At 62.0% G+C, this 20,775-nt stretch carries 20 protein-coding genes, 1 tRNA gene, 3 pseudogenes and 1 other annotated feature; of the genes and pseudogenes, 10 read left to right on the forward strand and 14 right to left on the reverse strand.

Annotated features, from left to right (window positions below; translation table 11 throughout):
- The first annotated feature begins 108 nt into the window (after positions 1–108).
- From WDS16_RS02080 to WDS16_RS28190, 3 genes and pseudogenes are all read left to right on the forward strand, one after another.
- The gene (locus WDS16_RS02080) at positions 109–1,545 is read left to right on the forward strand and encodes a short-chain fatty acid transporter (RefSeq protein ID WP_338890124.1); all 1,437 of its coding nucleotides are present in this window, start codon (positions 109–111) and stop codon (positions 1,543–1,545) included.
- Positions 1,546–1,589: 44 nt separating this feature from the next.
- A tRNA-Leu gene (locus tag WDS16_RS02085) sits at positions 1,590–1,663 on the forward strand.
- 301 nt (positions 1,664–1,964) lie between these two features.
- Positions 1,965–2,624, forward strand: a pseudogene (locus WDS16_RS28190) (integrase); the annotation flags it as partial.
- Between the two features lie 122 nt (positions 2,625–2,746).
- Here the strand turns inward: WDS16_RS28190 and WDS16_RS02095 are convergent.
- Together WDS16_RS02095 and WDS16_RS02100 are read right to left on the reverse strand one after the other, a co-directional pair.
- Complete coding sequence (locus WDS16_RS02095; RefSeq protein ID WP_338890127.1) at positions 2,747–3,529, reverse strand: hypothetical protein; 783 nt, start codon at positions 3,527–3,529, stop codon at positions 2,747–2,749.
- A 50-nt stretch (positions 3,530–3,579) separates the two neighbouring features.
- Positions 3,580–4,853 (reverse strand): IS3 family transposase gene (locus tag WDS16_RS02100; protein WP_338890128.1). Its coding sequence is split into 2 segments (ribosomal slippage): positions 3,580–4,565 and positions 4,565–4,853, totalling 1,275 coding nucleotides; the frame shifts between segments, so codons are not numbered across the junction.
- Positions 4,438–4,566: a sequence feature (AL1L pseudoknot), on the reverse strand. (Overlaps the previous gene by 129 nt.)
- Positions 4,854–5,121: 268 nt before the next feature.
- On the opposite strand from WDS16_RS02100, the pseudogene WDS16_RS02105 reads away from it, so the two are divergent.
- Positions 5,122–5,635: pseudogene (locus WDS16_RS02105) on the forward strand (IS5 family transposase); the annotation flags it as partial.
- A 329-nt stretch (positions 5,636–5,964) separates the two neighbouring features.
- On the opposite strand, the gene WDS16_RS02110 reads toward WDS16_RS02105, so the two are convergent.
- From WDS16_RS02110 to WDS16_RS02130, 5 genes are all read right to left on the reverse strand, one after another.
- On the reverse strand, positions 5,965–6,219 hold the full coding sequence (locus WDS16_RS02110; RefSeq protein ID WP_338890130.1) for a hypothetical protein: 255 nt from the start codon (positions 6,217–6,219) through the stop codon (positions 5,965–5,967).
- Between the two features lie 12 nt (positions 6,220–6,231).
- The gene (locus WDS16_RS02115) at positions 6,232–6,927 is read right to left on the reverse strand and encodes a DUF433 domain-containing protein (protein WP_338890132.1); all 696 of its coding nucleotides are present in this window, start codon (positions 6,925–6,927) and stop codon (positions 6,232–6,234) included.
- Positions 6,918–7,553 carry a hypothetical protein gene (locus tag WDS16_RS02120; RefSeq protein ID WP_338890133.1) on the reverse strand — a complete coding sequence of 212 codons (636 nt, stop codon included), beginning with the start codon at positions 7,551–7,553 and terminating at the stop codon, positions 6,918–6,920. The genes WDS16_RS02115 and WDS16_RS02120 overlap by 10 nt, the downstream gene beginning before the upstream one ends.
- A 346-nt stretch (positions 7,554–7,899) precedes the next feature.
- Entirely contained in the window at positions 7,900–8,205 is a 306-nt protein-coding gene (locus WDS16_RS02125) for a HigA family addiction module antitoxin (protein ID WP_338890134.1), read from the reverse strand.
- A 133-nt stretch (positions 8,206–8,338) separates the two neighbouring features.
- Positions 8,339–8,509 carry a hypothetical protein gene (locus WDS16_RS02130; RefSeq protein WP_338890136.1) on the reverse strand — a complete coding sequence of 57 codons (171 nt, stop codon included), beginning with the start codon at positions 8,507–8,509 and terminating at the stop codon, positions 8,339–8,341.
- A 152-nt stretch (positions 8,510–8,661) separates the two neighbouring features.
- Between WDS16_RS02130 and WDS16_RS02135 the strand changes: the two genes are divergently transcribed.
- Together WDS16_RS02135 and katG are read left to right on the forward strand one after the other, a co-directional pair.
- Positions 8,662–9,141: a Fur family transcriptional regulator gene (locus WDS16_RS02135; RefSeq protein WP_338890137.1), complete on the forward strand. Its 480-nt coding sequence runs from the start codon at positions 8,662–8,664 to the stop codon at positions 9,139–9,141.
- On the forward strand, positions 9,138–11,357 hold the full coding sequence (katG, locus tag WDS16_RS02140; protein WP_338890139.1) for a catalase/peroxidase HPI: 2,220 nt from the start codon (positions 9,138–9,140) through the stop codon (positions 11,355–11,357). The genes WDS16_RS02135 and katG overlap by 4 nt, the downstream gene beginning before the upstream one ends.
- Before the next feature lie 68 nt (positions 11,358–11,425).
- Here katG and WDS16_RS02145 read toward each other — a convergent pair whose 3' ends face one another.
- Positions 11,426–11,848, reverse strand: coding sequence for an STAS domain-containing protein (locus tag WDS16_RS02145; RefSeq protein WP_338890140.1), 423 nt, complete (start codon positions 11,846–11,848; stop codon positions 11,426–11,428).
- Positions 11,849–12,064: 216 nt separating this feature from the next.
- On the reverse strand, positions 12,065–12,841 hold the full coding sequence (locus tag WDS16_RS02150) for a GAF and ANTAR domain-containing protein (protein ID WP_338890142.1): 777 nt from the start codon (positions 12,839–12,841) through the stop codon (positions 12,065–12,067).
- A gap of 274 nt (positions 12,842–13,115) precedes the next feature.
- Here WDS16_RS02150 and WDS16_RS02155 point away from each other — a divergent pair.
- Positions 13,116–13,341 (forward strand): annotated as a pseudogene (locus tag WDS16_RS02155) (DUF7218 family protein).
- Here WDS16_RS02155 and WDS16_RS02160 read toward each other — a convergent pair.
- A complete protein-coding gene (locus tag WDS16_RS02160) occupies positions 13,342–13,701 on the reverse strand; it encodes a hypothetical protein (RefSeq protein ID WP_338890144.1) in 360 nt (119 codons plus the stop codon).
- 71 nt (positions 13,702–13,772) lie between these two features.
- Positions 13,773–14,510, reverse strand: coding sequence for an ANTAR domain-containing protein (locus WDS16_RS02165; RefSeq protein ID WP_338890146.1), 738 nt, complete (start codon positions 14,508–14,510; stop codon positions 13,773–13,775).
- 282 nt (positions 14,511–14,792) lie between these two features.
- Here WDS16_RS02165 and WDS16_RS02170 point away from each other — a divergent pair, with 282 nt between their 5' ends.
- The 3 genes from WDS16_RS02170 to WDS16_RS02180 all read left to right on the forward strand — a co-directional run bounded on the left by WDS16_RS02170 (position 14,793) and on the right by WDS16_RS02180 (position 17,781).
- A complete protein-coding gene (locus tag WDS16_RS02170; protein WP_338890148.1) occupies positions 14,793–15,584 on the forward strand; it encodes an ANTAR domain-containing protein in 792 nt (263 codons plus the stop codon).
- Between the two features lie 359 nt (positions 15,585–15,943).
- Positions 15,944–16,378: an ANTAR domain-containing protein gene (locus WDS16_RS02175; RefSeq protein WP_338890150.1), complete on the forward strand. Its 435-nt coding sequence runs from the start codon at positions 15,944–15,946 to the stop codon at positions 16,376–16,378.
- A 44-nt stretch (positions 16,379–16,422) separates the two neighbouring features.
- Entirely contained in the window at positions 16,423–17,781 is a 1,359-nt protein-coding gene (locus tag WDS16_RS02180) for an aldehyde dehydrogenase family protein (protein WP_422395745.1), read from the forward strand.
- Positions 17,782–17,809: 28 nt separating this feature from the next.
- Here the strand turns inward: WDS16_RS02180 and WDS16_RS02185 are convergent, their stop codons facing one another.
- The 3 genes from WDS16_RS02185 to WDS16_RS02195 are packed head-to-tail and all read right to left on the reverse strand — an operon-like array spanning position 17,810 to position 20,765.
- On the reverse strand, positions 17,810–19,135 hold the full coding sequence (locus WDS16_RS02185; protein ID WP_338890154.1) for a UDP-glucose/GDP-mannose dehydrogenase family protein: 1,326 nt from the start codon (positions 19,133–19,135) through the stop codon (positions 17,810–17,812).
- Entirely contained in the window at positions 19,132–20,055 is a 924-nt protein-coding gene (locus WDS16_RS02190) for a glycosyltransferase family 9 protein (protein ID WP_338890155.1), read from the reverse strand. The genes WDS16_RS02185 and WDS16_RS02190 overlap by 4 nt, the downstream gene beginning before the upstream one ends.
- A 5-nt stretch (positions 20,056–20,060) precedes the next feature.
- Positions 20,061–20,765: an SDR family oxidoreductase gene (locus WDS16_RS02195; protein ID WP_338890156.1), complete on the reverse strand. Its 705-nt coding sequence runs from the start codon at positions 20,763–20,765 to the stop codon at positions 20,061–20,063.
- Between the last annotated feature and the right edge of the window lie 10 nt (positions 20,766–20,775).

The following is a 20,775-nucleotide window of genomic DNA, read 5'->3' on the forward strand; positions in this document are numbered from 1 at the left end:
ATCTGCAGGTCGCGCCTGCGGTGATGCGCCTTGCATCACAGCGCAGATCGGTGAAGCCTTACTCGTTGTGGCTGGCATCACAGCTCTCGCGCGAGGTAAGGATCACCGATGACGACAAGTGATACGCAGGCACCACCGGAGAAGGGGCTCGCGCGCGCCGCGCAGGCCCTGGCCCGAGCAACCGAGAAATGGTTTCCCGACGCCTATATCTTCGCGCTGGTAGGCGTCATCGTCGTTGCGGTTGCCGCGTTCGCGAACGGATCGTCGCCGCAGAACGTGGTGGACGCCTTCGGCAACGGCTTCTGGGATCTGACGGCGTTCACGCTGCAGATGGCGATGGTGGTGTTGACCGGGTACGTGGTCGCGACGTCGCCGCCCGTTGCTCGGCTGATCACCCGCTTGGCTCTGATGCCGAATAGCCCCAGCAGTGCCGTGAGTTTCGTAGCGCTGCTGTCGTGTTCGGTGTCGTTTCTCAATTGGGGACTGAGTCTCGTCTTCAGTGGTCTACTCGCTCGTGCGATTGCGCGTCGCGACGATCTTCGCGTCGACTACCGCGCGTTGGGTGCAGCCGCGTTCATGGGCCTCGGCGCCGTGTGGGCGCTCGGAATGTCCTCGTCCGCAGCACAGTTGCAGGCCACCGCCGCGTCGCTGCCTCCGACGTTGCTGTCGGTCACCGGTGTACTCGACTTCGGCAAGACCATCTTCACGTGGCAGTCGCTGCTGACGTGCCTGATCATCACCGTGATCACCGTCGTCATAGCGCACCTGTCGGCGCCCAAGGGTGCAGCGATCAAGACCGCGGAAAGTATGGAGGTCGATCTCGACGACACCATCAAGGCGCCTGCTCCACGTACCAGGCCGGGCGAGTGGTTGGAGTACAGCCGAATTCTGCCGCTCCTCGCCGGTGCCATGACGCTGGGTTGGCTTGTCTCGCAACTGTTGACGTTGCCTGTGCTGTCCGTGGTCAGTTCGCTGAACGGTTACCTGTTGGTGTTCCTCATGCTCGGTCTGGTGCTGCACGGAACGCCGAGGCGATTCCTGGATGCGGTCACCAGGGCTGTTCCGGCGACGGCGGGCATTCTGGTGCAGTTTCCGTTGTATGCGTCGATGGCCGCCATCCTGACCAAGGCGGAAGGTAGGGGAGGCGTCACGATCTCCGAGCATCTGGCGAACTTCTTCACCGACATCGGCAGTGGAGGGGGATTCGCCGTGGTCATCGCCGTCTATACCGTGATTCTGGGGCTGTTCGTGCCTTCCGGTGGCGGCAAGTGGCTCGTCGAGGCGCCGTACGTCATGCAGTCGGCGACAGATGTGCAGATGAACCTCGGCTGGACCGTCCAGATCTACAACGTCGCCGAAGCTCTGCCGAACCTGAGCAACCCGTTCTTCATGCTTCCCCTGCTGGCGGTTCTGGGTCTGCGAGCCCGTGATCTGATCGGATTCACGTTCCTGCAGTTCATCTTCCACTTTCCCGTGGTCCTGCTGCTCGTCTGGTTGCTCGGTATGACCTTCGAGTTCGTGCCGCCGGTGATCCCGGGGCAGTAGGAGACCGATATGATCGTCACCGCCGGAGCCCAGCTCCAGTGGTGGCCCCTATAGCCCAATTGGCAGAGGCAGCGGACTTAAAATCCGCACAGTGTCGGTTCGAGTCCGACTGGGGGCACCGGAGTCCATATGGATCCAGATTTCTGGACCAGGACAGTGCTTTTGGGGTGGTAGCGTGGACTTTGGTGGCTTCCCACGGATCTGAGTGGACAACCGAGACAGCGGATTTCAGATCCGCGGTAATCGACATTTCCGCAGGCCAAGAATTTCGTTTCCGCAGGTCAGAGGCTTCGAGCTCTGTGGCGTTCGGTCTCGGTGTCACAACGTTGTCACAACTGCCTCGTGAGCATCCAGATGGTCGTGAATCGACGTGCGTGGACTTGCCAGACCTTCGATTCGTTCACATCGGATCGCTACATGCCGACGATGTCCTCGAACGCCGCGACTCGGCGATTCTGCTACGGAGTTCGCCGGGTCCTTCCGGCGCAGCGAGCTCTCGGAACTTTCATGCGGGGACGTGACCGTGCATCGGCACGACGGATTGCACATGCAGCTACGAAAGTCGAAGGCCGACCAAGAAGGCAGGGGAAGCGGTCAAGGCGCTGCCGTTCACCGACTCCCACGAGACCTTCCCGCTCTGCGCGTATGTCCGGTGTTCGATGTACACAGATCTTCGCCGCGTTCGACACCGGTGGCCGCCCCTCGATCACCCGGCCGCTACGGAAGCCGGCACCGTTCACCGACCGCGTCTGCCATGGGGAATTCCCCGGACCGCCGCCCGCGCACCGCTGCTGAGGGCGATCGCGAAGAACGGCAACCTCGGCGCCACAGTGCTGTGCGGGGCGGCGATCCACCGAACCATCCGACGCCGCGCCGAGTACGCCGGCTATGACCACGCCTGGCCAAACTCGGCGGACACTCTTTACGAGCTGGTTTCGTCGCCCAAGGCACCCGCAACGGCGCTGGCGGTCCAGCCATCGCCCGCCAAACCGGACACGCCAGCCTCGACTCCGGTGGAGGTCTACCGTCGCGAACATGCACCCCGCGTCGGGAACGCCGTCAACGAAATCGGTCTGTAGACCAGGAGTCGGTTTGAGGACGTCTACGTCTTCGGGTTCGCCCGCTACCTGCGAAGCGGTTCCTAGCTTCTTCGAGCACGCTAAGTGGTTTGGCACCAGAATAATGGTGCCTGCCTGTGCGTCTACAGCCTTTGCATAAGCATCGATCGCGCAATCGTCGGGTACTTGCCCATCGGTCGATCAACACCAGAAACATCGAGGAAGGTTTGAGGCCGAACTGGCATCCCCCCAGTGCACATCAGACGCCAGCGTGCGAGGATTTCGACGAATAGCTGCGGCCCGCGATGTTCGCACACTCCCTCGAAGACTTGAAGTTCGCTGTAAGTCAAGATTCCAGGCGATGTTACGAACCTGCCGAGCTCCCCGAGGACGGAGTGCGACCGCAGCTTGAGGTCAACATCAGAGAGCACATTCGGCGGAATACCTCCGTTCGGCACAACGACCATGGGTACGAATACCGTCTGCTCGTCGAAGGTGCGGCCCTCCCAGCCATGCTGAGCAAGCAGCTCGATTGTTGACCTCAGCTGTAGAAACTTCCTCCTGACGAATGTGTCTTCGAGATCCGCGGTGTAGTCCTCGGCATCAGCGAAGCCCTGCGCTGCTTTCTCGTCCAGCCAGTGATTGGTGGCGTCGACCAAGAGGCAGTACTTGCCGGAAGCCAGTACCCAGTCGCAGACGGACGGCTTGTCGCCCCTCTGTTTCCATGCTTGCTGCATCTCCCGCTCGGTAATCAGTTTGATCGTCGGCCGAGCTCTTCGAGTCGCTCGACGAAGAAGGTATCCGATGGTGTCTTCAAAGACATAGTTCGAGGCCAGGCTGAACTGCTCGCCACGCGGATCCTTTTCGGTGCCGAAAGCAAAGAAGGTTTGCCAGTACAGCTGCGAGCCACAAAGGCGATCAAGCACCCAAACAGGTCGCAAAGCAACTGAATCACCCCGGCGTGTCCGGAGACTTTCTAGTTTGAGAACTCCGCGATGCGCTGAGTTCCGTGTTCACCGTAGTAGAGGGCCTCGAGTTCCGCTGGTGGGATGTCTCCGCAATGCTCGTACAGTCTGCGGTGGTTGAACCAGTCCACCCATTCCAACGTGGCGATTTCTACGTGTTCGACCGTTCGCCACGGTCCCTGCGGCTTGATCAGTTCGGTCTTGTACAGGCCGTTTATCGTCTCCGCGAGGGCGTTGTCGTAGCTGTCCCCGGTCGTTCCGATCGAGGCATCGATGCCGGCCTCAGTCAGCCGCTCGGTGAAGGCAATCGAGTGGGGGTCCCTCCCGCTCGCGGGGGCATATTGCGAGCCGCGGTCGTGGTGGTGAATCAGTCCCGACAGGTCTGTGATGCCGTCCCGTCGTCTCGTCCAGATCGCGTGTTCGATCGCATCGAGAACCAGAGGGGTGGTCATCCTGGTCGAAGTCCGCCACCCGAGGATTCGCCGGGAGTAGGCATCGATCACGAACGCCACATACACCCACCCCGACCACGTCGAGACATACGTAAAGTCCGCTACCCACAACACATTTGGTCCGATTGGGTTGAACTTGCGTTGCACCAGATCATCCGCCCGCTGCCCCTGTGGGTCAGCGATGGTGGTGCGCTTCTTCTTGCCACGTCGCGCCCCTTCGAGGCCGAGCATGCTCATCAGTCGTTCAACGGTGCAGCGGGCCACATCGACGTCCTCTCGTCGTAATTGCAGCCAGACTTTGCGTGCGCCGTAGACCGAGTAGTTCTCGTCATGGATCCGGCTGATTTCGACCTTCAGCTGTTCATCACGTACGGCTCGTTTCGATGCTGCACGACTGCGGGCCTCGTAGTAGGTGGACGGCGCGATCGGGCAGCCGTGCTCGGTGAGCACCCTGCAGATCGGCTCGACGCCGTACTCCTGTTTGTTGTTTTCGATGTAGTCGATGATCACTTGTTGTTGCGGTCGAGCTCCGCCGCAAAGAAAACCGACGCCGACTTCAGTATTTCGTTGGCGCGCTTGAGTTCTCGGTTCTCTGCACGGAGCTTCTTCATCTCCGCCGCCATCTCACTGGTCACGCCGGGGCGCTGGCCGGTATCGGTCTGAGCCTTCCGGATCCAGTTGTGCAAGGTCTGCGCGGTCCCGATGCCGAGCTTGCCCGCGACCGACTCGATCGCCGCCCACTCCGAGGTGTGTTCGTGCTGGATTTCGGCGACCATCCGCACCGCACGCTCACGCAACTCCGGCGGGTACCTCTTCTGCGATCCTGACGACATGACTCCATCCTTCCCAAAGAACGAAGTCTCCGGACACGCCGGGGTGATTCACTCACGCGCCAAAGGCATCGCACAAGTCATCATGTAGGGACGACCGAGAGCGGCGACGGTCCGCGGTTGAGGATTCTCTGGATTTGGATCATGAATGCAGAGTCGTTGCCACTTAGGTGGCATGCTATCGAGCTGGGTGAGCGGCGAAGTCCGTCCGGGCTGAGCGATTAGAGCGTGTCTCCCAAATTTGAGAGGTGCTGTCAGCGATGATATTTCGATGACGCGCGTGGGAGTGATCAGTGACGAGTTCTGGGAGATCGTCGAGCCAGTGATACCCACCGACGTGGGAAAACGTGGGCGGCGGTTCGCCGAGCACCGGCGAATTCTGGAGGGCATCGCATACCGATTCCGTACCGGGTGTCCGTGGCGAGATCTGCCGGAGGACTTCGGTCCGTGGCAGACGGTGTGGAAACGCCACCACCGATGGTCCTTCGATGGCACCTACGACGAGATGCTTGCCGCGGTGGCCGAGGCGTTCGGTCTCGACCCGGAAGAACTCGGCGGCGATATCGGGGCGGTGCTCTCGATCGACTCGACCAGCGTCCGGGCGCATCAGCATGCGGCCGGTGCGCGAGCCGACACTCTCACAGGGGGCCTTGTCGAATTACAAGAAATCCGTCGACGAACCCGCTGACCACGCGTTGGGTCGATCTCGCGGAGGATTCACCACGAAGATCCATGCACTGACCGACCTGACGTGCTCGCCGGTGCGGTTCAGTCTGACGTCGGGGCCGTGTGTAGCGCGGGCGACAATCGGGTGTGGAAACTCGACAGACTTTTCGTCTTGCGCAAGGTCTTGGGGGAGTGTTGCATCCTGGGCTCAATACTGTTTGAGCTGCGAATATTTTTCGGGCTTGTGTACCACCTGCGTTTGCTTACCGCTGGGGGAAACCGGGCTGGAAGTTGAGCAGCCGATGGCGTGTCGACTCGATCGAGAGCCACCAGGGACCGACTTGTGCTGTGTTGATCTGCTGCTCGATTGCTGCCCACCTCTGGAAAACTCGCTCGGCTTGACTCCACGCCTTTGCGGTGCCGGCCGAACCGTGGAGGTGAACCACTTTCAGCTTGTGGCGACCGCTGCGGCGGCCTCGTCGGGTCGGGTTCGCAACCGACGGTCGTTGGTGACCAGGACCCAACCGCGCTGACCGACCTCGGTGATCCAGTCGACGTCGAGGGTCCCTGTCGGAATGATTGACTCGATCAGTGGGTGCCCAAACACGGTCGCATCACTGCGGAGCGGCATCAGACCTTTTGCAAGGCCAATCAAATTCTCGTCGAGGACTATCCGGACAGCCTCGATCGATCTGGCCGGCACCGTCGTTCTCGACTACGCCGAGAGACGGTGTTGAGCTGCGTACGCTATCGCCGAGCGAACCTCGGCGATACTGAGCCCGTAGTCCGCAGCCACCGCTTCCGCTGGATCTCCATCGGCAACCATGCCCGCGATGGTCGCCACGGACACCCGTCGCCCGAGGAATGTCGGTTGGCCACCGAACCGGGCGGGATGCATCACGATTCCCGGGAATTCTCCGTCGGTCAGCTGTTCGGCGATCTGGTCACCGGACTCGGTCTCGGCGAGCACTGCACGCTCCATTACGGGCAAGCCGTCACTGAGAATCAGTTGGCCAGTGTGCACGACGAGTCGGCCGTCGACACCTTCTACGGCTTGGCGATCCATTTCGAGGCCCTCGCTGCCCGCGACGAGGTACGGCCGCATCGTTGCGAGCGGGTATTCCAGCCCGAACTGCTCACGCAGGGTAAACACAGCCGCTCGCAGGTGCGCTGTCGGAACGGACTTCTGATCGCGGTATTCGGCCAGGATTCTGGTCTCAACGAACTCGCCCCAGGTCACCCATTCCGTTGTCTGCGGTTGCTCACGCAAGATGGGTGCATAGTCCCGTCCCGACCTGGTGTAGCCATTGATCCACCGTCGAGCCGTACCTGACCGAAGCCCGACAAGGTGATCGACCTCGCTGTAGAGGTAGATCTGGCGGTCGAGAAGGCTTGTGACGGTCACGGCCATAGAATGACACACCCGGACATGCCTGGCCAGGACTGGTGTCGAAATCCACGCTGCGAGCACCGGTCCCCGCGACGGGACAGCTCCACAAACCCTCCTGAACGTAGTCGCGGGACGCGATCCAGGCTTTCCTTCCTCACCGCGACTCGCGTACTCCACGCTAACGCGAATCGAACACCTATGCTAACGGTGCGAGTGCTTCGCCATCTCAGGGGCAAGTACGGATATTCCATTTCTGAAGTGCGGTGAGGTGACGCACGCCCATAGTCGGTGCCGGTCGGCGTAGACGTCGACGCCTGCAACGACGCCCAGTCGTCCTCGGGGACGTATTCGGTCAGGTTCGCGAGGTCCTTCTGCGCAACCTCGACCGACGTAGCGCCGTCAGCCAGCGCGTTGTCGACCATGCCGTCGAGGAGAGTAGCGCTGAGGAAGGAACCCACTCCTGCAGAAGCGACGATGGCGGGGCGCAGCGCGGCCCAGCCTCCGGCACGTAGGTGCGTGAAGGTCTCTGCGTCGTCACTGACGAGGCCCTCGTCGATCAGAAGTGCGAACAGGTCGCTGCCTTCGGCGACAATTTCAGGCGCAGGTGGAGTATTCGCTGTTTCAGACTCGCCAGTGAAAACGGACATGATTCGGTAATTCGCGGTCAGGAAGTCGCATACATCCTCACCGAGTTCGTAAGAAGCGCTGGAGTCGAAGCTACCAGGGCGGCGTTGACGAGCGTCACTCGCGCGTCGGTGGGCACGTTTTCGTGGGAGATCAAGTAATCGAACACATTTCGCCAGCGACAACGCGTCAGAAGGACAGCGAGCTCCTCGCGCTGCGCATTCTTTGAGGTGAAGTACGCCGCGAGGAAGTTGCGTGTGTCTTCCGCGGGCCACGTACCTTCGAAGGACGTATCACCCCGAACGGTAACTCACCGAAGCCGATATCGGATCCACCGTTAATCGGACACTCCCGGGGAATGCCCCGACTTCAGTTGGCTACGAGGGTGATGACCCTGGCTAAGTCGTCGGCGTGGAGGTCTCGCTCGGTTTCGAGGTCGTAGTCGATCTGGATGTTTATCCAGAAGCGGTCGTCGACGCCGAGGGCTTTGGACAGGCGTAGGGCTGTGCCGGTGGTGATCGCGCGTTTGCCGCGGACAATTTGGCTGATTCGGGTTTGGGGGAGTCCGGTGGCTTGGGCGAGGCGGTACTGAGTGATGCCCAGCGGCTCCAGGAATTCGGTCAGCAGTATTCCGCCGGGGGTGATCGGGTCGTGTGCCCTCGTTGTTGCGGCCATGATCGGTCTCCTGTCTGTGACGGTCCGGATCCTGTCGAAACCTTTCGCATCGAGTAGACCGAAACCGCGTTCGGCTGCCAGTTGACACCCTAGGCCGCACCCTCGACGCGAATCTGCGCGAGCAACTCGGCGACTATCTCGAGGCCGCGGTCGATAACACACCTAGATCAGCGCGTACGTCGGCCTGAGCTGGGTCGGACTGTGCGCCCAGCATTGCGTTGATCTCGGTCTCACATGCCAACGCCCCGCCTGCGGCCGTAGCGGCGAGCGCGTAGATTCCCGCCGCAGTACGAGAGCCGAACACGCGTCTCACTCCCGAGGGCAAGGCGGTGATGGCTGCGCTCAGCTAGTCATGCGCGTTGGCGGGCGGCTGCAGGATCGGGTGATCACCCGCAGATTTTGATTGGTTCCAGAAAGGGGCTGCTTTTCGCGACGGTTGTGTCTAGGGTTTGAGTCATGGCAATCGCACCGGACAATGCTCAGCGGTTGCGTGCCGCCGGCCTGCGCGTCACGCAGCCACGCATCGTGGTGATGGACGCTGTCCACCTCCACCCGCATGCGCACACGGACTCCATCTACACTTTCGCGCGCACCGTTCTGCCCGCTGTGTCACGTCAGGCCGTCTACGACGTGCTCGACGCCTTGACGTCGGTCGGCCTGGTGCGTCGTATCCAGCCTGCAGGCCATGCTGCTCGCTACGAGATGCGTGTGGGAGACAATCACCACCACATCGTCTGTCGTAGTTGCGGTCTCATCGCCGACGCCGACTGCGCTGTCGGGGAAGCCCCATGTCTGTCGCCCTCGCACAATCACGGTTTCGTGGTCGACGAGGCCGAGGTCATCTACTGGGGTTCGTGCCCTGAGTGTGCATCCAAGAATTTGGTCACAGCACGTGATCACAGCCCAATTCAGTCCACCGGAAAGGAACACGCGTGACCTCCGACGCCCGCCCACCACACTCCGACACCGAGACCGCCAGCACCAGCGAGAGCGAAAACCCGGTCATCGAGTCGCCGAAGCCCAAGAGCGGCGCACCGCTGACCAACAAGGATTGGTGGCCCAACCAGATCGACCTGTCGATTCTGCACGCGCACACCTCCAAGTCGACGCCGCTGGGCGAGAAGTTCGACTACAAAGCAGAATTCGCCAAGTTGAACGTCGAGGAGCTCAAAGCCGACGTCGCTGCAGTGCTCACCGATTCCAAGGATTGGTGGCCCGCCGATTACGGCAACTATGGTGGTCTGTTCATCCGTCTGAGCTGGCATGCTGCAGGCACCTACCGCGTGTTCGACGGTCGTGGCGGCGGCGGGCAGGGCGCGCAGCGTTTCGCACCGCTCAACAGCTGGCCCGACAACGCCAACCTCGACAAGGCGCGACGTCTCTTGTGGCCGGTCAAGCAGAAGCATGGCAACAAGATTTCGTGGGCCGACCTGCTGGTCTTTGCAGGCAATGTCGCGCTCGATTCCATGGGATTCCAAACGTTCGGATTCGCGTTCGGTCGCGAGGACATCTGGGAGCCCGAGGAGGTCTTCTACGGTCCTGAGGACAGCTGGCTCGGCACCGACAAGCGCTACACGGGCGAACGCGAGCTCGCCAAGCCGCTCGGCGCTACCACGATGGGCCTGATCTATGTCAACCCTGAGGGCCCGGAAGGCGAGCCGGATCCCGTCAAGGCCGCACACGACATCCGCGAAACCTTCGGCCGCATGGCTATGAACGACGAGGAGACCGCAGCCCTCATCGTCGGTGGCCACAGCTTCGGTAAGACGCACGGTGCCAGGCCCGCGGACAAGATCGGTCCAGAGCCCGAGGGCGCGCCGATCGAGCAGCAGGGTCTCGGCTGGAAGAACGGATACGGCAGCGGCAAGGCCGAGGACCAGGTCACCAGCGGGCTCGAGGTCGTCTGGACCAAGACCCCTACGGTGTGGGGCAACGGCTACCTGGAAAACCTGTACGGCTACGAGTGGGAGCTGCAGAAGAGTCCAGCCGGCGCTTGGCAGTTCGTTGCCAAGGACGGTGCGGGTGCAGGCGAGATCCCTGACCCCTTCGGCGGTCCGGGCCGTGCACCTACCATGCTCGTCACCGACATCTCGTTGCGTGAGGATCCGATCTACGCCGAGATCACCCGGCGCTGGCTCGATCACCCCGAGGAGCTTTCCGACGCATTTGCGAAGGCCTGGTACAAGCTTCTCCACCGCGACCTCGGTCCCATCTCGCGGTACCTCGGACCGTGGGTTCCCGAGGAGCAGCTGTGGCAGGATCCTGTTCCGGCTCACACAGCCGCACCGATCGACGACGCCGACATCGCGTCGCTGAAGTCGAAGATTCTCGACTCCGGATTGACGGTCCAGCAGCTGATTTCAGTCGCATGGTCGTCGGCGAGTACGTTCCGCAAGACCGACTTCCGCGGTGGCGCCAACGGTGCGCGCATCCGATTGGAGCCGCAGAAGGACTGGGAGGCATCCGAGCCTGCCGTCCTCGCCGAGGTGCTGCCGAAGCTCGAGCAAATCCAGCACGATTTCAACGGCGCAGACGGACACCAGGTTTCGCTCGCGGACCTCATCGTGTTGGCCGGAGCAGCAGCGATCGAGAAGGCTGCGAAGGACGCCGGGCACGATGTCACCGTTCCGTTCGCCCCCGGTCGGACCGATGCGACGCAGGAGAACACCGACGTCGAATCGTTCAGTTACCTCGAGCCTCGCGCCGATGGTTTCCGCAACTTCTACAAGAGTGGCGAGGAGACACCGGAAGAGGTTCTGTGGCTCGATCGGGCGTACATGCTCGACGTAACGGCGCCGGAGGCTGCAGTACTGGTCGGTGGGCTCCGCGCACTCGGTGCCAACCACGGTGGCAGCAAGCACGGTGTGTTCACCGACCGTCCGGGTGTGTTGACCAACGACTTCTTCGTCAACCTGCTCGATTCCGACACCGAATGGACCAAGTCCGACGACGGTTCCTACGTCGGAAAGACCAGGGCCACCGGCGAACAGCGGTGGACGGCAAGTGCAATCGACCTGACCTTCGGATCGCACTCGCAGCTGCGGGCGATCTCCGAGGTCTATGCACAGGCCGATAACGGCAAGAAGTTCGTAGACGATTTCATCGCAGCATGGGTCAAGGTCGCGAACAACGATCGCTTCGATCTGTCCTGACACAACCCGAAGATCCCCCTGCACCGAGTCTCGGTAGAGGGGGATCTTCGGTTCTTTACCGAGAATTCTCAGGCGATGCCTTCTTGTCTATCGGGCTCGTCGATGCCCGGTCGGATCAGGTCCGTCAGGTGGGTGACGTCCTCTCGTGCTGTGTCGATCGACGCGAGTGCGGCCTCGAGGTCGGAGTAGATGGGGATTACTGCGTCGAGTCCAACGAGTTCCATCGGTCTGCGGGTGAACGGTCCGACTGCAACTACAGCCAATGTGGTTGCGCCTTGGGCCTTGTCGCGTGTTGCAATCAACACGCTCATGCCGACCGACGCCAGAAAATCGACGCCCGACAAATCCACTACGACAGCGGCAGGGGAACTCCGCATCGCGGTGTCGAGGTCTTTCGCCAGTATCGATGCGGTAGCGAGGTCGACCTCGCCGGTAACCGTGAGAACGACTGCGGGACCGTGAATTCTGGTATTCGTGTCCAGTCTGAGCATGCCTTGATCTTTCATCGCCAATAGTCACTGATCCTTACCGGTGTCGGAATAGTCAGCGTCGACGGTGCACGACAGCACTCCGCTCAGCGGAAGGAAGAATTGGTCGTGGGTCGACTGGCGGGCCAGGGCTTCACCGCGCTGCCTCGACCATATCGGTGGCGGGTCGATTTTGCACACTATTGCCCGACATTGTCGATGCCCTTCGAACGTCGAAGGCTACTCCTGGGGACGTCGGGGCTGCGTGTGCTCTGGCATGGACTCGATCAGGGATTTGGCTATCTCCGATACCCTGACGTTCCGGTTCTGAGATTGCGTAGCCAGGATATCGAACGCCTCCTCGGAACTGCAGCCGCGAAGCGCCATGATGATGCCCTTGGCCTGTTCGATGCCTGCTCGGGTCTTCATCGCGGTCGTCAAGCCGTCCGCTTCCTGTTGCGCAGAGGCGGCGCGCCGTGATATCCACACGGCTGATTCGACCGCGGTGACGAACAAGCGGACGAGGGCTTCGTCGATGTCGTCGAATGCATGGTCTTCGTAGCCATAGATGTTCATGGCTCCGAGGTGCTCGTCGTCGAGCGTGAGCGGCGCTGACAGATAGGACTCGACACCGAGGTCGGAGACGTTCGACGCGAACCGCGGCCACCGCACTTCGGCTTCGCTGACGCGGACACGTACCATCTGGCGAGTTCTCGCCGCTTCGAGACACGGACCCTGGTCGGCGCGATATTGGTCTGCGTCGACGTCGTTGGCCCGGGGGTCGGTCGACGCCATGGTCGACGGGTGCTGACCGTCCTGGTCCAGGACGGTAATTCCCACCATGTCCGCACCGGGCACCGTCGACTTGACCTCTGAACACACCGTTTGAAGAATCAGCGCCAGTTCGCGGCCCTTGAGCAGCATGGTTTTGAATGTGTCCAACGCATCGGCGTAACCACTGACCAGGTCGGAAACGTCGCCGGTGGATGTGGTGCTCGAGGCAACGGAGTCTGTCATGTCGAGGCGCTCGCTTTCAAAGACGATCCCTATCGAGCGGGCACACGTCTTGTCCATGTGCGGCACCGACTCGACCGGAAACTATTGTACTCGACTTCCCATCTAGGTCGGGGTGCAACGTCGCCTGTGCGGTGCGCAAGGACGTAGCGCCGTGCCCATCACCTGGTCCCTGGTTTGTCCCCAATGCCGATTGGGTAGCGGCCACCGACCTGGACAAAGGAAAGACGATGCCGACGAAGAAGTAGGCGACCAGCCGCAACTCAAAGATCAAGACCTGTACGAGAAACTACGCGAGGAGGGCAACTCGAAGGAGAAGGCTGCGCGCTCTCCAACGCTGTCGCAAACGAGGGGCGGAAGAACGTGGGAAGAAGGGCGGAAAGTCGCCGTCGTACGAGGACTGGACTGTCGATGAGCTCACCGACCGGGCAAAGGAGCTCGGTGTCGAGGGCTATTCGAAGTTGAATAAGGACGACCTGATCGACGTGTTACGCAACCACTGATCAGCTGGCGAGCACGCTGCCGGACATGGTGAAGTAGACGAGCATCAGCGCGAACAGTAACCACCCTGCGCCCTGCCAGATCGGCCAAACGCCGCCTGCCTTCCACACACGATAGGTGTTGACGAACGCACCGATGCCTCCGAGCAGCAAAATGGTCGGGGGAGCTATCGCGATGAGCAACCGTTCTGGGTCTTTGCAGATCCGGAACGCTGCGTCACGACATGCGTCGGCCTGACTGCTTCCCAGCACCACCGCGACCGTAGCGGCGACGGCGGCGACGATAATGACGGAACCGGCGTAGATGGTTGCTCGGCGCATTTCCTGCGGGTCGTTCCACCGCTTCTCGACGTCGTTGCTCACCGACACACCTCCTATGAGTTGGATTTCTCCAGCGATACCCGTGAGGCGTCGTTCGAATCGAAGTCAACGCATCAAAGAGAACGATCCGCGATGGTTCGATCGGCCGCTACGCGCAACGTCGTGTTCTCCTGCCGAGCCTTACGGCTCAAGAGATCGGACGCCTCGTCGCGCGTGCACCCGGCCAACTCGGTGATGGTTCCCAGTGCGTTCTCGATCACGACACGGTTCTCCAGTGCTGTGCGCAGAGCGTTGACGCGCTCGAGGGCAGCCAGACTGTCGCTGTAGTCGTCCATTCCCCGATCGAGATGCTCGAGCAGTATGGCCAGGACCGGCGACACCGCTGAGATGACCGCAGTGGTCCGCTCGTCGGTGTACATGTTCAACGAACCCACCGACTGCCGATGTCGGTGGACCGGCGCGGCCAGGACCCGTGAGATTCCACAGAGCCTCGAGACGGCCGCTAGCTCCGGCCACAGCCGGGTCATCTCGGCCATATCGATGTCGACGGTGCGATCCGTGCGGGTGGCACGCAGACACGGGCCGGCGTCGATTCGGTACTGGCTAGCGTCGAACTCTTTGACGCGCTCGTCGGTGGGTGCGATCGTGAGCGGATCGCTGCCCTGGAAGACGACGGTGATACCGGCATGGTCGGCGCCCGAGATGTATTCCACGGCCAGATCGGCGGCGCGGCTCATCAGTTCGATCAGGTGGTCAGCATCGTGAATCGTCAGGGTGAGGCGGTCGTCGATCAGGGCTGCCAGCACCGGATCGATAGACCTCAGGGATGGAGTCTTCTCGTGTTCGACCATCGTGAGCCCGCCCAACATCGTGTTCGAAGGAGCTGGGCGGATCGGTCGAGGGTCGAGTTCGACCGACTGTTGCTATACAAACGCCGTGCTGCCGCAGATGGATGGCCGAATTCTGGACCACTGCGCGCCCCACTACTTGCTGAGCCTACGCCTAGTGGCCGCTCATGGGCGTGTGGTCGCGTTCCGCGTGATGCAGCCGATATCGTGGAGCGATATCCGGTTCGTCCGCGTAACCCGCGGGTGACATAGGCGAACCGATCGCGACAGAAGGAAAGCATAACGATGACCCCCGCAGCGTCCGGCGACGATCGAGAACGGCAGGGTGACGACTCGGCCGTCAGCGCGGTCGGGACGTCGCCGCAGCTTTTCCTCGCCCGTACAGCTCTGGCGGTGACCTCGGGCGCGCGTGTCGACGGTGCGGCCATCGCAGTGATGTCAACAGGCGGCGCGCGTGAGCTGGTCTTTGTGAGTAATGCTCTGGCGCAGTACCTCGACGACATCCAGTTCACCGCAGGCGTCGGTCCGTGTCTCGACGCTTTCAACAGCGGGACCCCGGTGTTGTGCCCCGATCTCAAGTTGGAGCAGTATCACGAGAAGTGGCTCGGTTTCACCGAGGACGCGATGGCCATAGGCGCGACCGGCGTGTTCGCCTTCCCTCTGAACGGTGGGTCTACCGTGTTCGGCTCTCTCGAGTTGTATCGAGAATCAGCCAGCGACCTTAGCACGGACGAGCACGCCGCCGCTGTTCGGGGAGCCGACACCATTGCGCGTCTGCTGTTGGCGGACTACGCAGTCATCGACGGCAGCCCTCCGGGCCGTGAGGATGACGGCCGAATCTGGAACTCGGATCTCTCACGCCCCCAGGTCAATCATGCGGCGGGCGTGGTGTCAGTACAACTGAACATATCGATCGACGACGCCATGGCGACGATGCGCTCACGCGCGTATTCGGACCATCGAACGCTCAGCGACGTAGCCGACGACGTCGTCGCCCGCCGGTTGGTCTTTCGGCCCACCGGTACCAGCGCAGACAGTGGCAACGACAGCGCAGACAACGACGAGAATGGTGCATGAGTAGATGAAACCGATCTTTTTCCACCATTTCGGCACGACGGCCAGGAGGATGCAATGACCGAAAGCGCTCTCGCGCCGACCTCGACCCGCTTGGCTGTTGTGAGCCGAATGGTCGTGGAAGCGGACAGTCTCGATGCCATCTGCAGGGCCGCTGCCGCCCAGGCTAGCGCTGTGGCATCAGGTTCCTGCGCCGCAATCGTCCTGCTCGGTTCGATCGTCGGGGGCTCCCGGACACCCGGCGTTACAGCGACTGCGCATGGGGAGCACCTACCAGATCGGGTGTTTCTCGAACCGGCTGCAGCGAGCATTCGGCACAACGCCGTTGTGGTCGTCGACGACGCCGGGAATCCATCGAGCCGATGGGAGGAGTTGGCTTCGATGCTGCTGCACATGGCATTTCCGGAATCCGAGCGTTCCCGATCAGGCAGGGTGCGGAAGCCGTCGGTGCCGTCGTTGTCGGTACGTCCCTCCCATGGATCAACGAGAACGTCGAACGAGACACCATGGGTATTCAAGTGCTCGGGGATCTCGTCGGAGTTGCACTCTCGCTCGCGGCGGATGAGCCCACACGAGCGCGTTTGTCGACGGAGGTTCGCGCGCGAACCGAATCGGTGGCGTCCGTCGAACAAGCGGCGGGTGTCGTAGCCGAACGACACGGTCTCACCGTCGACGTAGCTACGGATATGTTGCACGGCATTTCTTTCCGTACCGGTTCGTCCGTCACGGAGGTCTCGTTGCGCGTGTTGGGAGGGGAACCAATCGCTGTTGTGGCCGAAGCCGGAGATACCGACTGACAATCCAATGTGTTATCCATTTTTGTCCGGGTAACACATTGCTCGTGCATACTTCGCAACTTCAGATCGTTGATCCTCGAACGGGCGATACCGTCACGCGAGTGCCGGTTGCCGACACTGCCGAATGCAGTAGAGCTCTCTCGCGCGTACGCGCGTCAGCAACGGGGTGGTCTCGTACGTCTGCGGCCGAGCGCGCTGCCGCGTTACGTGCAGGCGCCGACGCTGTCCGCGATGCTGCGCACCAACTTGCCGAGTTGAATGAACGTGAGACCGGCAAATTGCGCGATGACGCACTGGGCGGCGTCGACGCGGCGATCAACACACTTATTCAGTACGCCGAGCTCGGGCCACTGCACCGGGGACGGAGCCTGCACGGTGCGTGGTCCTCGACGGACCTGATGGTTCCCGAACCGCGCGGAGTCGTTGCGGTCATCACGCCGTGGAACGACCCCGTCGCAGTTGCCGCCGGGCTGCTCGGAGCAGCTCTTGTGGCCGGTAACACGGTTGTGCACAAGCCGAGTGAACGCTGCCCGCGCACGGGGCGCGCGTTTGCTGAGCTGCTCGCGCAGAATCTACCGGCCGGTGTACTCGAGATACTCGACGGCGACGCTTCGGTAGGTAGTCGGCTTGCGGAGTCGACGGAAGTCGACGTGGTCGCGCACGTCGGTAGTACATCTGCCGGCCTGGCCATAGCGCAGGCGTGCGCGTCTCGTGGCGCCAAGGCTCTGCTCGAGAATGGCGGCAACGATGCCCTCGTGGTGGACGACGGTGTCGACGTACGTTGGGCTGCACAGCAGGCCGCGCTCGGCGCGTTCGCCAACGCAGGTCAAATTTGTGTGTCCGTCGAACGTATCTACGTCGTGAAATCCGTCGCCGACGAATTCTTGACAAGTCTTACCGAGGAAGCGGGAAAATGGGCCACGCAGATCGGACCGGTCGTCGACGAGCGGGCGCGAGACGCTGTTCACCGTCAGGTTTCCGATGCGATACAGGGCGGTGCGCGTGTTCTGTCGGGTGGTGTCATCGGCGATGGTCCGGGCACCTTCTACCCGCCGACGGTGTTGGCCGACTGCACTCGCGCTATGTCTGTAATGCGCGAGGAAACTTTCGGGCCCGTCGCACCCGTACAGGTGGTCCCCGATTTCGCCACGGCAATTTCCGAAGCTTCCGACGACGAATACGGGCTCGCTGCAACGGTATTGACGACCGACATGGAGCACGCGCAAGAAGCGTGGCGCGCATTGCCCGTCGGTACGGTCAAAATAAACGCAGTCTTCGGTGGCGCCCCGGGTGGCGCTTCGCAACCGCGTCGGGCCAGTGGTAGCGGGTTCGGTTTCGGCCCGGAGCTTCTCGACGAATTGACTGTGATGAAGGTGGTTCACTGGTCGCCACCCGGTCATTGACGAATAGAGTCCAGCCGGGGCCTGTCCGCTATAGCCAGTCCTCGGCAATTCCGATGCGGTACAGTTGAAGGCCGGCGCTACGCACGAGCGCAGCATCGACAATACCCCTGGTGTCGATGACCACGGCATGAGGGCATCGGGCCGCGACCAGTGACCACTGCAGCGAACGATAGTCGTTCCATTCAGTGACAATCGCAATGACCCGTGTGTCGACATCGAGAGCGTACGGATCGGCCAGTATCACCGGCAGTGTCGGCTGACTCGGATCGGCCGGATTCTCCAAGGGCATCCGAGCGACGAGCGACTCGGCGCTCGTGATGGTCGGGTCGTGCGCGAACACACGCACGCCCTGCTTGGACAACGTCAGTGCGATGTCGAGTGCCGGCGATTCACGGAGATCGGCGGTGCCGGCTTTGAACGTCAGACCTAGAAGCGTGACGGCAGCGTCGGGCTCGTCGAGTCGGTCGGCGATGAGCGCCGCTATTCGCTGTGTCTGAGCCTCGTTTGCGTCTACTGCCGCAGCCAGCGTTCGCATCGGTCGTTCTACCGAAGTCGCAGTGCTGATAAGAGCACGGGTGTCTTTCGGGAAGCACGAACCGCCCCAGCCGGGCCCCGGGCTGAGGAAGTGGGATCCGATCCTGTCGTCATGCGCCATGACGTCGGTCACCTCTGTGATGTCGGCGCCGACGCGTTCCGCGAGGGTGGCCAACTCGTCGACGAACGACAACTTCAGCGCAAGAAACGAATTGCACGCGTACTTGGCCAGTTCGGCGCTGGCGCGATCGACCTCGACAATGGGGGAATGCAGTGAGCGATAGAGCGCTGTGACTCGCTTGATAGCCGCAGGATCACCTCCGACTACCACTCTGTCGGGTGCCAGGAAGTCCTCGACCGTGTGCCCTTCACGAAGAAACTCGGGATTGTTGACGACGTGAACACCGGCTGATCCGAGTCTTTCGGCAACCGCGTCTCCCGTGCCTACCGGTACCGTCGATTTGAGCACCACCACGTCGTCGGGCTCGAGGTACGGCTCTACTCCACTGAGCGCAGTGTCGATGAACGTCAAGTCCGCAGCACCGTCCGACCGCATCGGCGTCGGCACACAGACGAACACGATCGTCGCGTCGGTCAGCACGGAGTAACTCGTCGATGCCGTGATTGTCGAGTTCTCGTGCGCAGCCTCGATCAGGTCGTCGAGCCCGGGTTCGGTCAATCCTGATCTACCGCAGAGTATTCCGTCCACCTTGGCGGCGTCGGTATCCACCACCGCGACCGAGTAACCGAGGTGCGCGAATCCTGCAGCGGTGGCCGCTCCGACGTAGCCAGCGCCGATAACTCCGATCACTTCGCTCACACGATCACCCCGCGTCGGGCTACGGCGCTCACTACGTCGTCGACCGCGATCCTCAGCAGCCCTGGATCCGGCTCCGCACCATGCGGATCACCGGTGGTTCCGTACCACAACACTCGATGCGGACCTCCTGTAGGCGGGCCCCACTGAGAAGGGGGCGTGGGGCCGAACAACACGATGGACGGTGCTTCGAATGCGGACGCCAGATGTGCGACACCGGTGTCTCCGCAAATGACGAGCGACGACTCCGCGACGAGGGAGCAGAGTTCGAGAAGGGTCAGCGTGCCCGCCATCCCAGCGGTGTGAGGAAGACCTGCTCCGTCGACAACCGCGCTGACGAGCGACGACTCGGCCTCGGTGCCCGTCACGATCACAGTGTGGCCACACTCGCGCAGTGATCGAGCGACCGCTGCGTACCGTTCGGGAGGCCATTGGCGAGCCCGAGATGCTGCGCCCGGGTGTATGACCACCGCGCCCGGCGACGAAGAAGGGGTCCGCGGACACGGAAGCCGAAAGTCGGCGGGATCGGTGGCGATACCGTGAAATTCCAGTAGTCGGCACCAGCGTGCCGTCTCGTGCATGTCGTTGATCCACGGGCAGCCGGGAATGTCGGGCCTGTCGGGATGCGCATGTGTCAGTAAAGTTTTGCATCCAGTTTGTACCAGTACGTCGATGCTGTGTGGGCCACATCCGTGCAGATTTATTGCCACATCCGGACGGACCGCAGGATCGATTCCCGTCAGCCCCCCGGTGGGTAGTGTCTCGTCCGCGACGCCGGTCAATCGGACCAACGGCTCGAGCCATGAGGTCGTAGCCAGGGTGAGATGTGAATCGGGGAAATGGGCGCGAAGGCCGCGTAGAGCGGGGACTGCGGTGAGGAAGTCACCGAGGCCCAACGCGCGGAGCGCGAGAACGTGCTGCATGGCACTCAGGGCCAGGACGACTCGGTGGATGCAGCGACCACGAGTTCGCGCACTTCACATCCCGAGGGTTGCGACAGTGCGAAAACCACTGTCTGCGCGACATCCTCGGGCTGATTGAGCTTGGCATCGACGGGTGGTTTGTACTGCTCTGTTCGCGCGTCGAAGAATGCGGAGTGCATACCCCCGGGAATCAACAGGGTCACCCCTAGTTCTCCGGCTGTCTCCGCGGCCAGTGCTCGGGTGAACCCGACGACTCCGAACTTGGATGCACAATAGGCAGTCGCGTCGCCGACAGCTTTGATCCCCAACGTGGAAGCCACGGTGACGATACGGCCGTGCGATTGCTTGAGATACGGCAAAGCAGCTCGCACCACGGCAGCGGTTCCGAGCAGGTTTACGAAGACCACGCGCTCCCAGTCCTTTCTCGACACACCGTCGAGTGGGCCGCACGAGTCGATGCCTGCAGCGGTGAACACGCCGTTCAAGGTGCCGCCGTTCTCCGACACGATCTGCTCCACCGCAACCTCGGTCGCCACCGAGTCGGCGAGGTCGACTTGTAAGAACGGTACGTCGGTCGCCGGCCGTGCAAGGTCGAGTACCAGCGGCGTGCCGCCGGCGCGGGCAATCGCAGTCACGGCTGCGGCACCGAGTCCTGACGCACCCCCGGTGACGAGTACGGTTCCGAGGTCGGTCGTGTCGTTGGACGTCATTTGCTTGGCT

This window comes from Rhodococcus sovatensis (genome assembly GCF_037327425.1).
Taxonomy (GTDB): domain Bacteria; phylum Actinomycetota; class Actinomycetes; order Mycobacteriales; family Mycobacteriaceae; genus Rhodococcoides; species Rhodococcoides sovatense.

Coding starts and splice junctions, on each gene's coding strand:
- WDS16_RS02080 (WP_338890124.1), top strand. CDS start 109: ATGACGACAAGTGATACGCAGGCACCACCGGAGAAGGGGCTCGCGCGC.
- WDS16_RS02115 (WP_338890132.1), bottom strand. CDS start 6,927: ATGGCCGTGACCGTCACAAGCCTTCTCGACCGCCAGATCTACCTCTAC.
- WDS16_RS02120 (WP_338890133.1), bottom strand. CDS start 7,553: ATGTCCGTTTTCACTGGCGAGTCTGAAACAGCGAATACTCCACCTGCG.
- WDS16_RS02125 (WP_338890134.1), bottom strand. CDS start 8,205: ATGGCCGCAACAACGAGGGCACACGACCCGATCACCCCCGGCGGAATA.
- WDS16_RS02135 (WP_338890137.1), top strand. CDS start 8,662: ATGGCAATCGCACCGGACAATGCTCAGCGGTTGCGTGCCGCCGGCCTG.
- WDS16_RS02145 (WP_338890140.1), bottom strand. CDS start 11,848: ATGCTCAGACTGGACACGAATACCAGAATTCACGGTCCCGCAGTCGTT.
- WDS16_RS02150 (WP_338890142.1), bottom strand. CDS start 12,841: ATGACAGACTCCGTTGCCTCGAGCACCACATCCACCGGCGACGTTTCC.
- WDS16_RS02165 (WP_338890146.1), bottom strand. CDS start 14,510: ATGGTCGAACACGAGAAGACTCCATCCCTGAGGTCTATCGATCCGGTG.
- WDS16_RS02170 (WP_338890148.1), top strand. CDS start 14,793: ATGACCCCCGCAGCGTCCGGCGACGATCGAGAACGGCAGGGTGACGAC.
- WDS16_RS02175 (WP_338890150.1), top strand. CDS start 15,944: ATGGGAGGAGTTGGCTTCGATGCTGCTGCACATGGCATTTCCGGAATC.
- WDS16_RS02190 (WP_338890155.1), bottom strand. CDS start 20,055: ATGCAGCACGTTCTCGCGCTCCGCGCGTTGGGCCTCGGTGACTTCCTC.
- WDS16_RS02195 (WP_338890156.1), bottom strand. CDS start 20,765: ATGACGTCCAACGACACGACCGACCTCGGAACCGTACTCGTCACCGGG.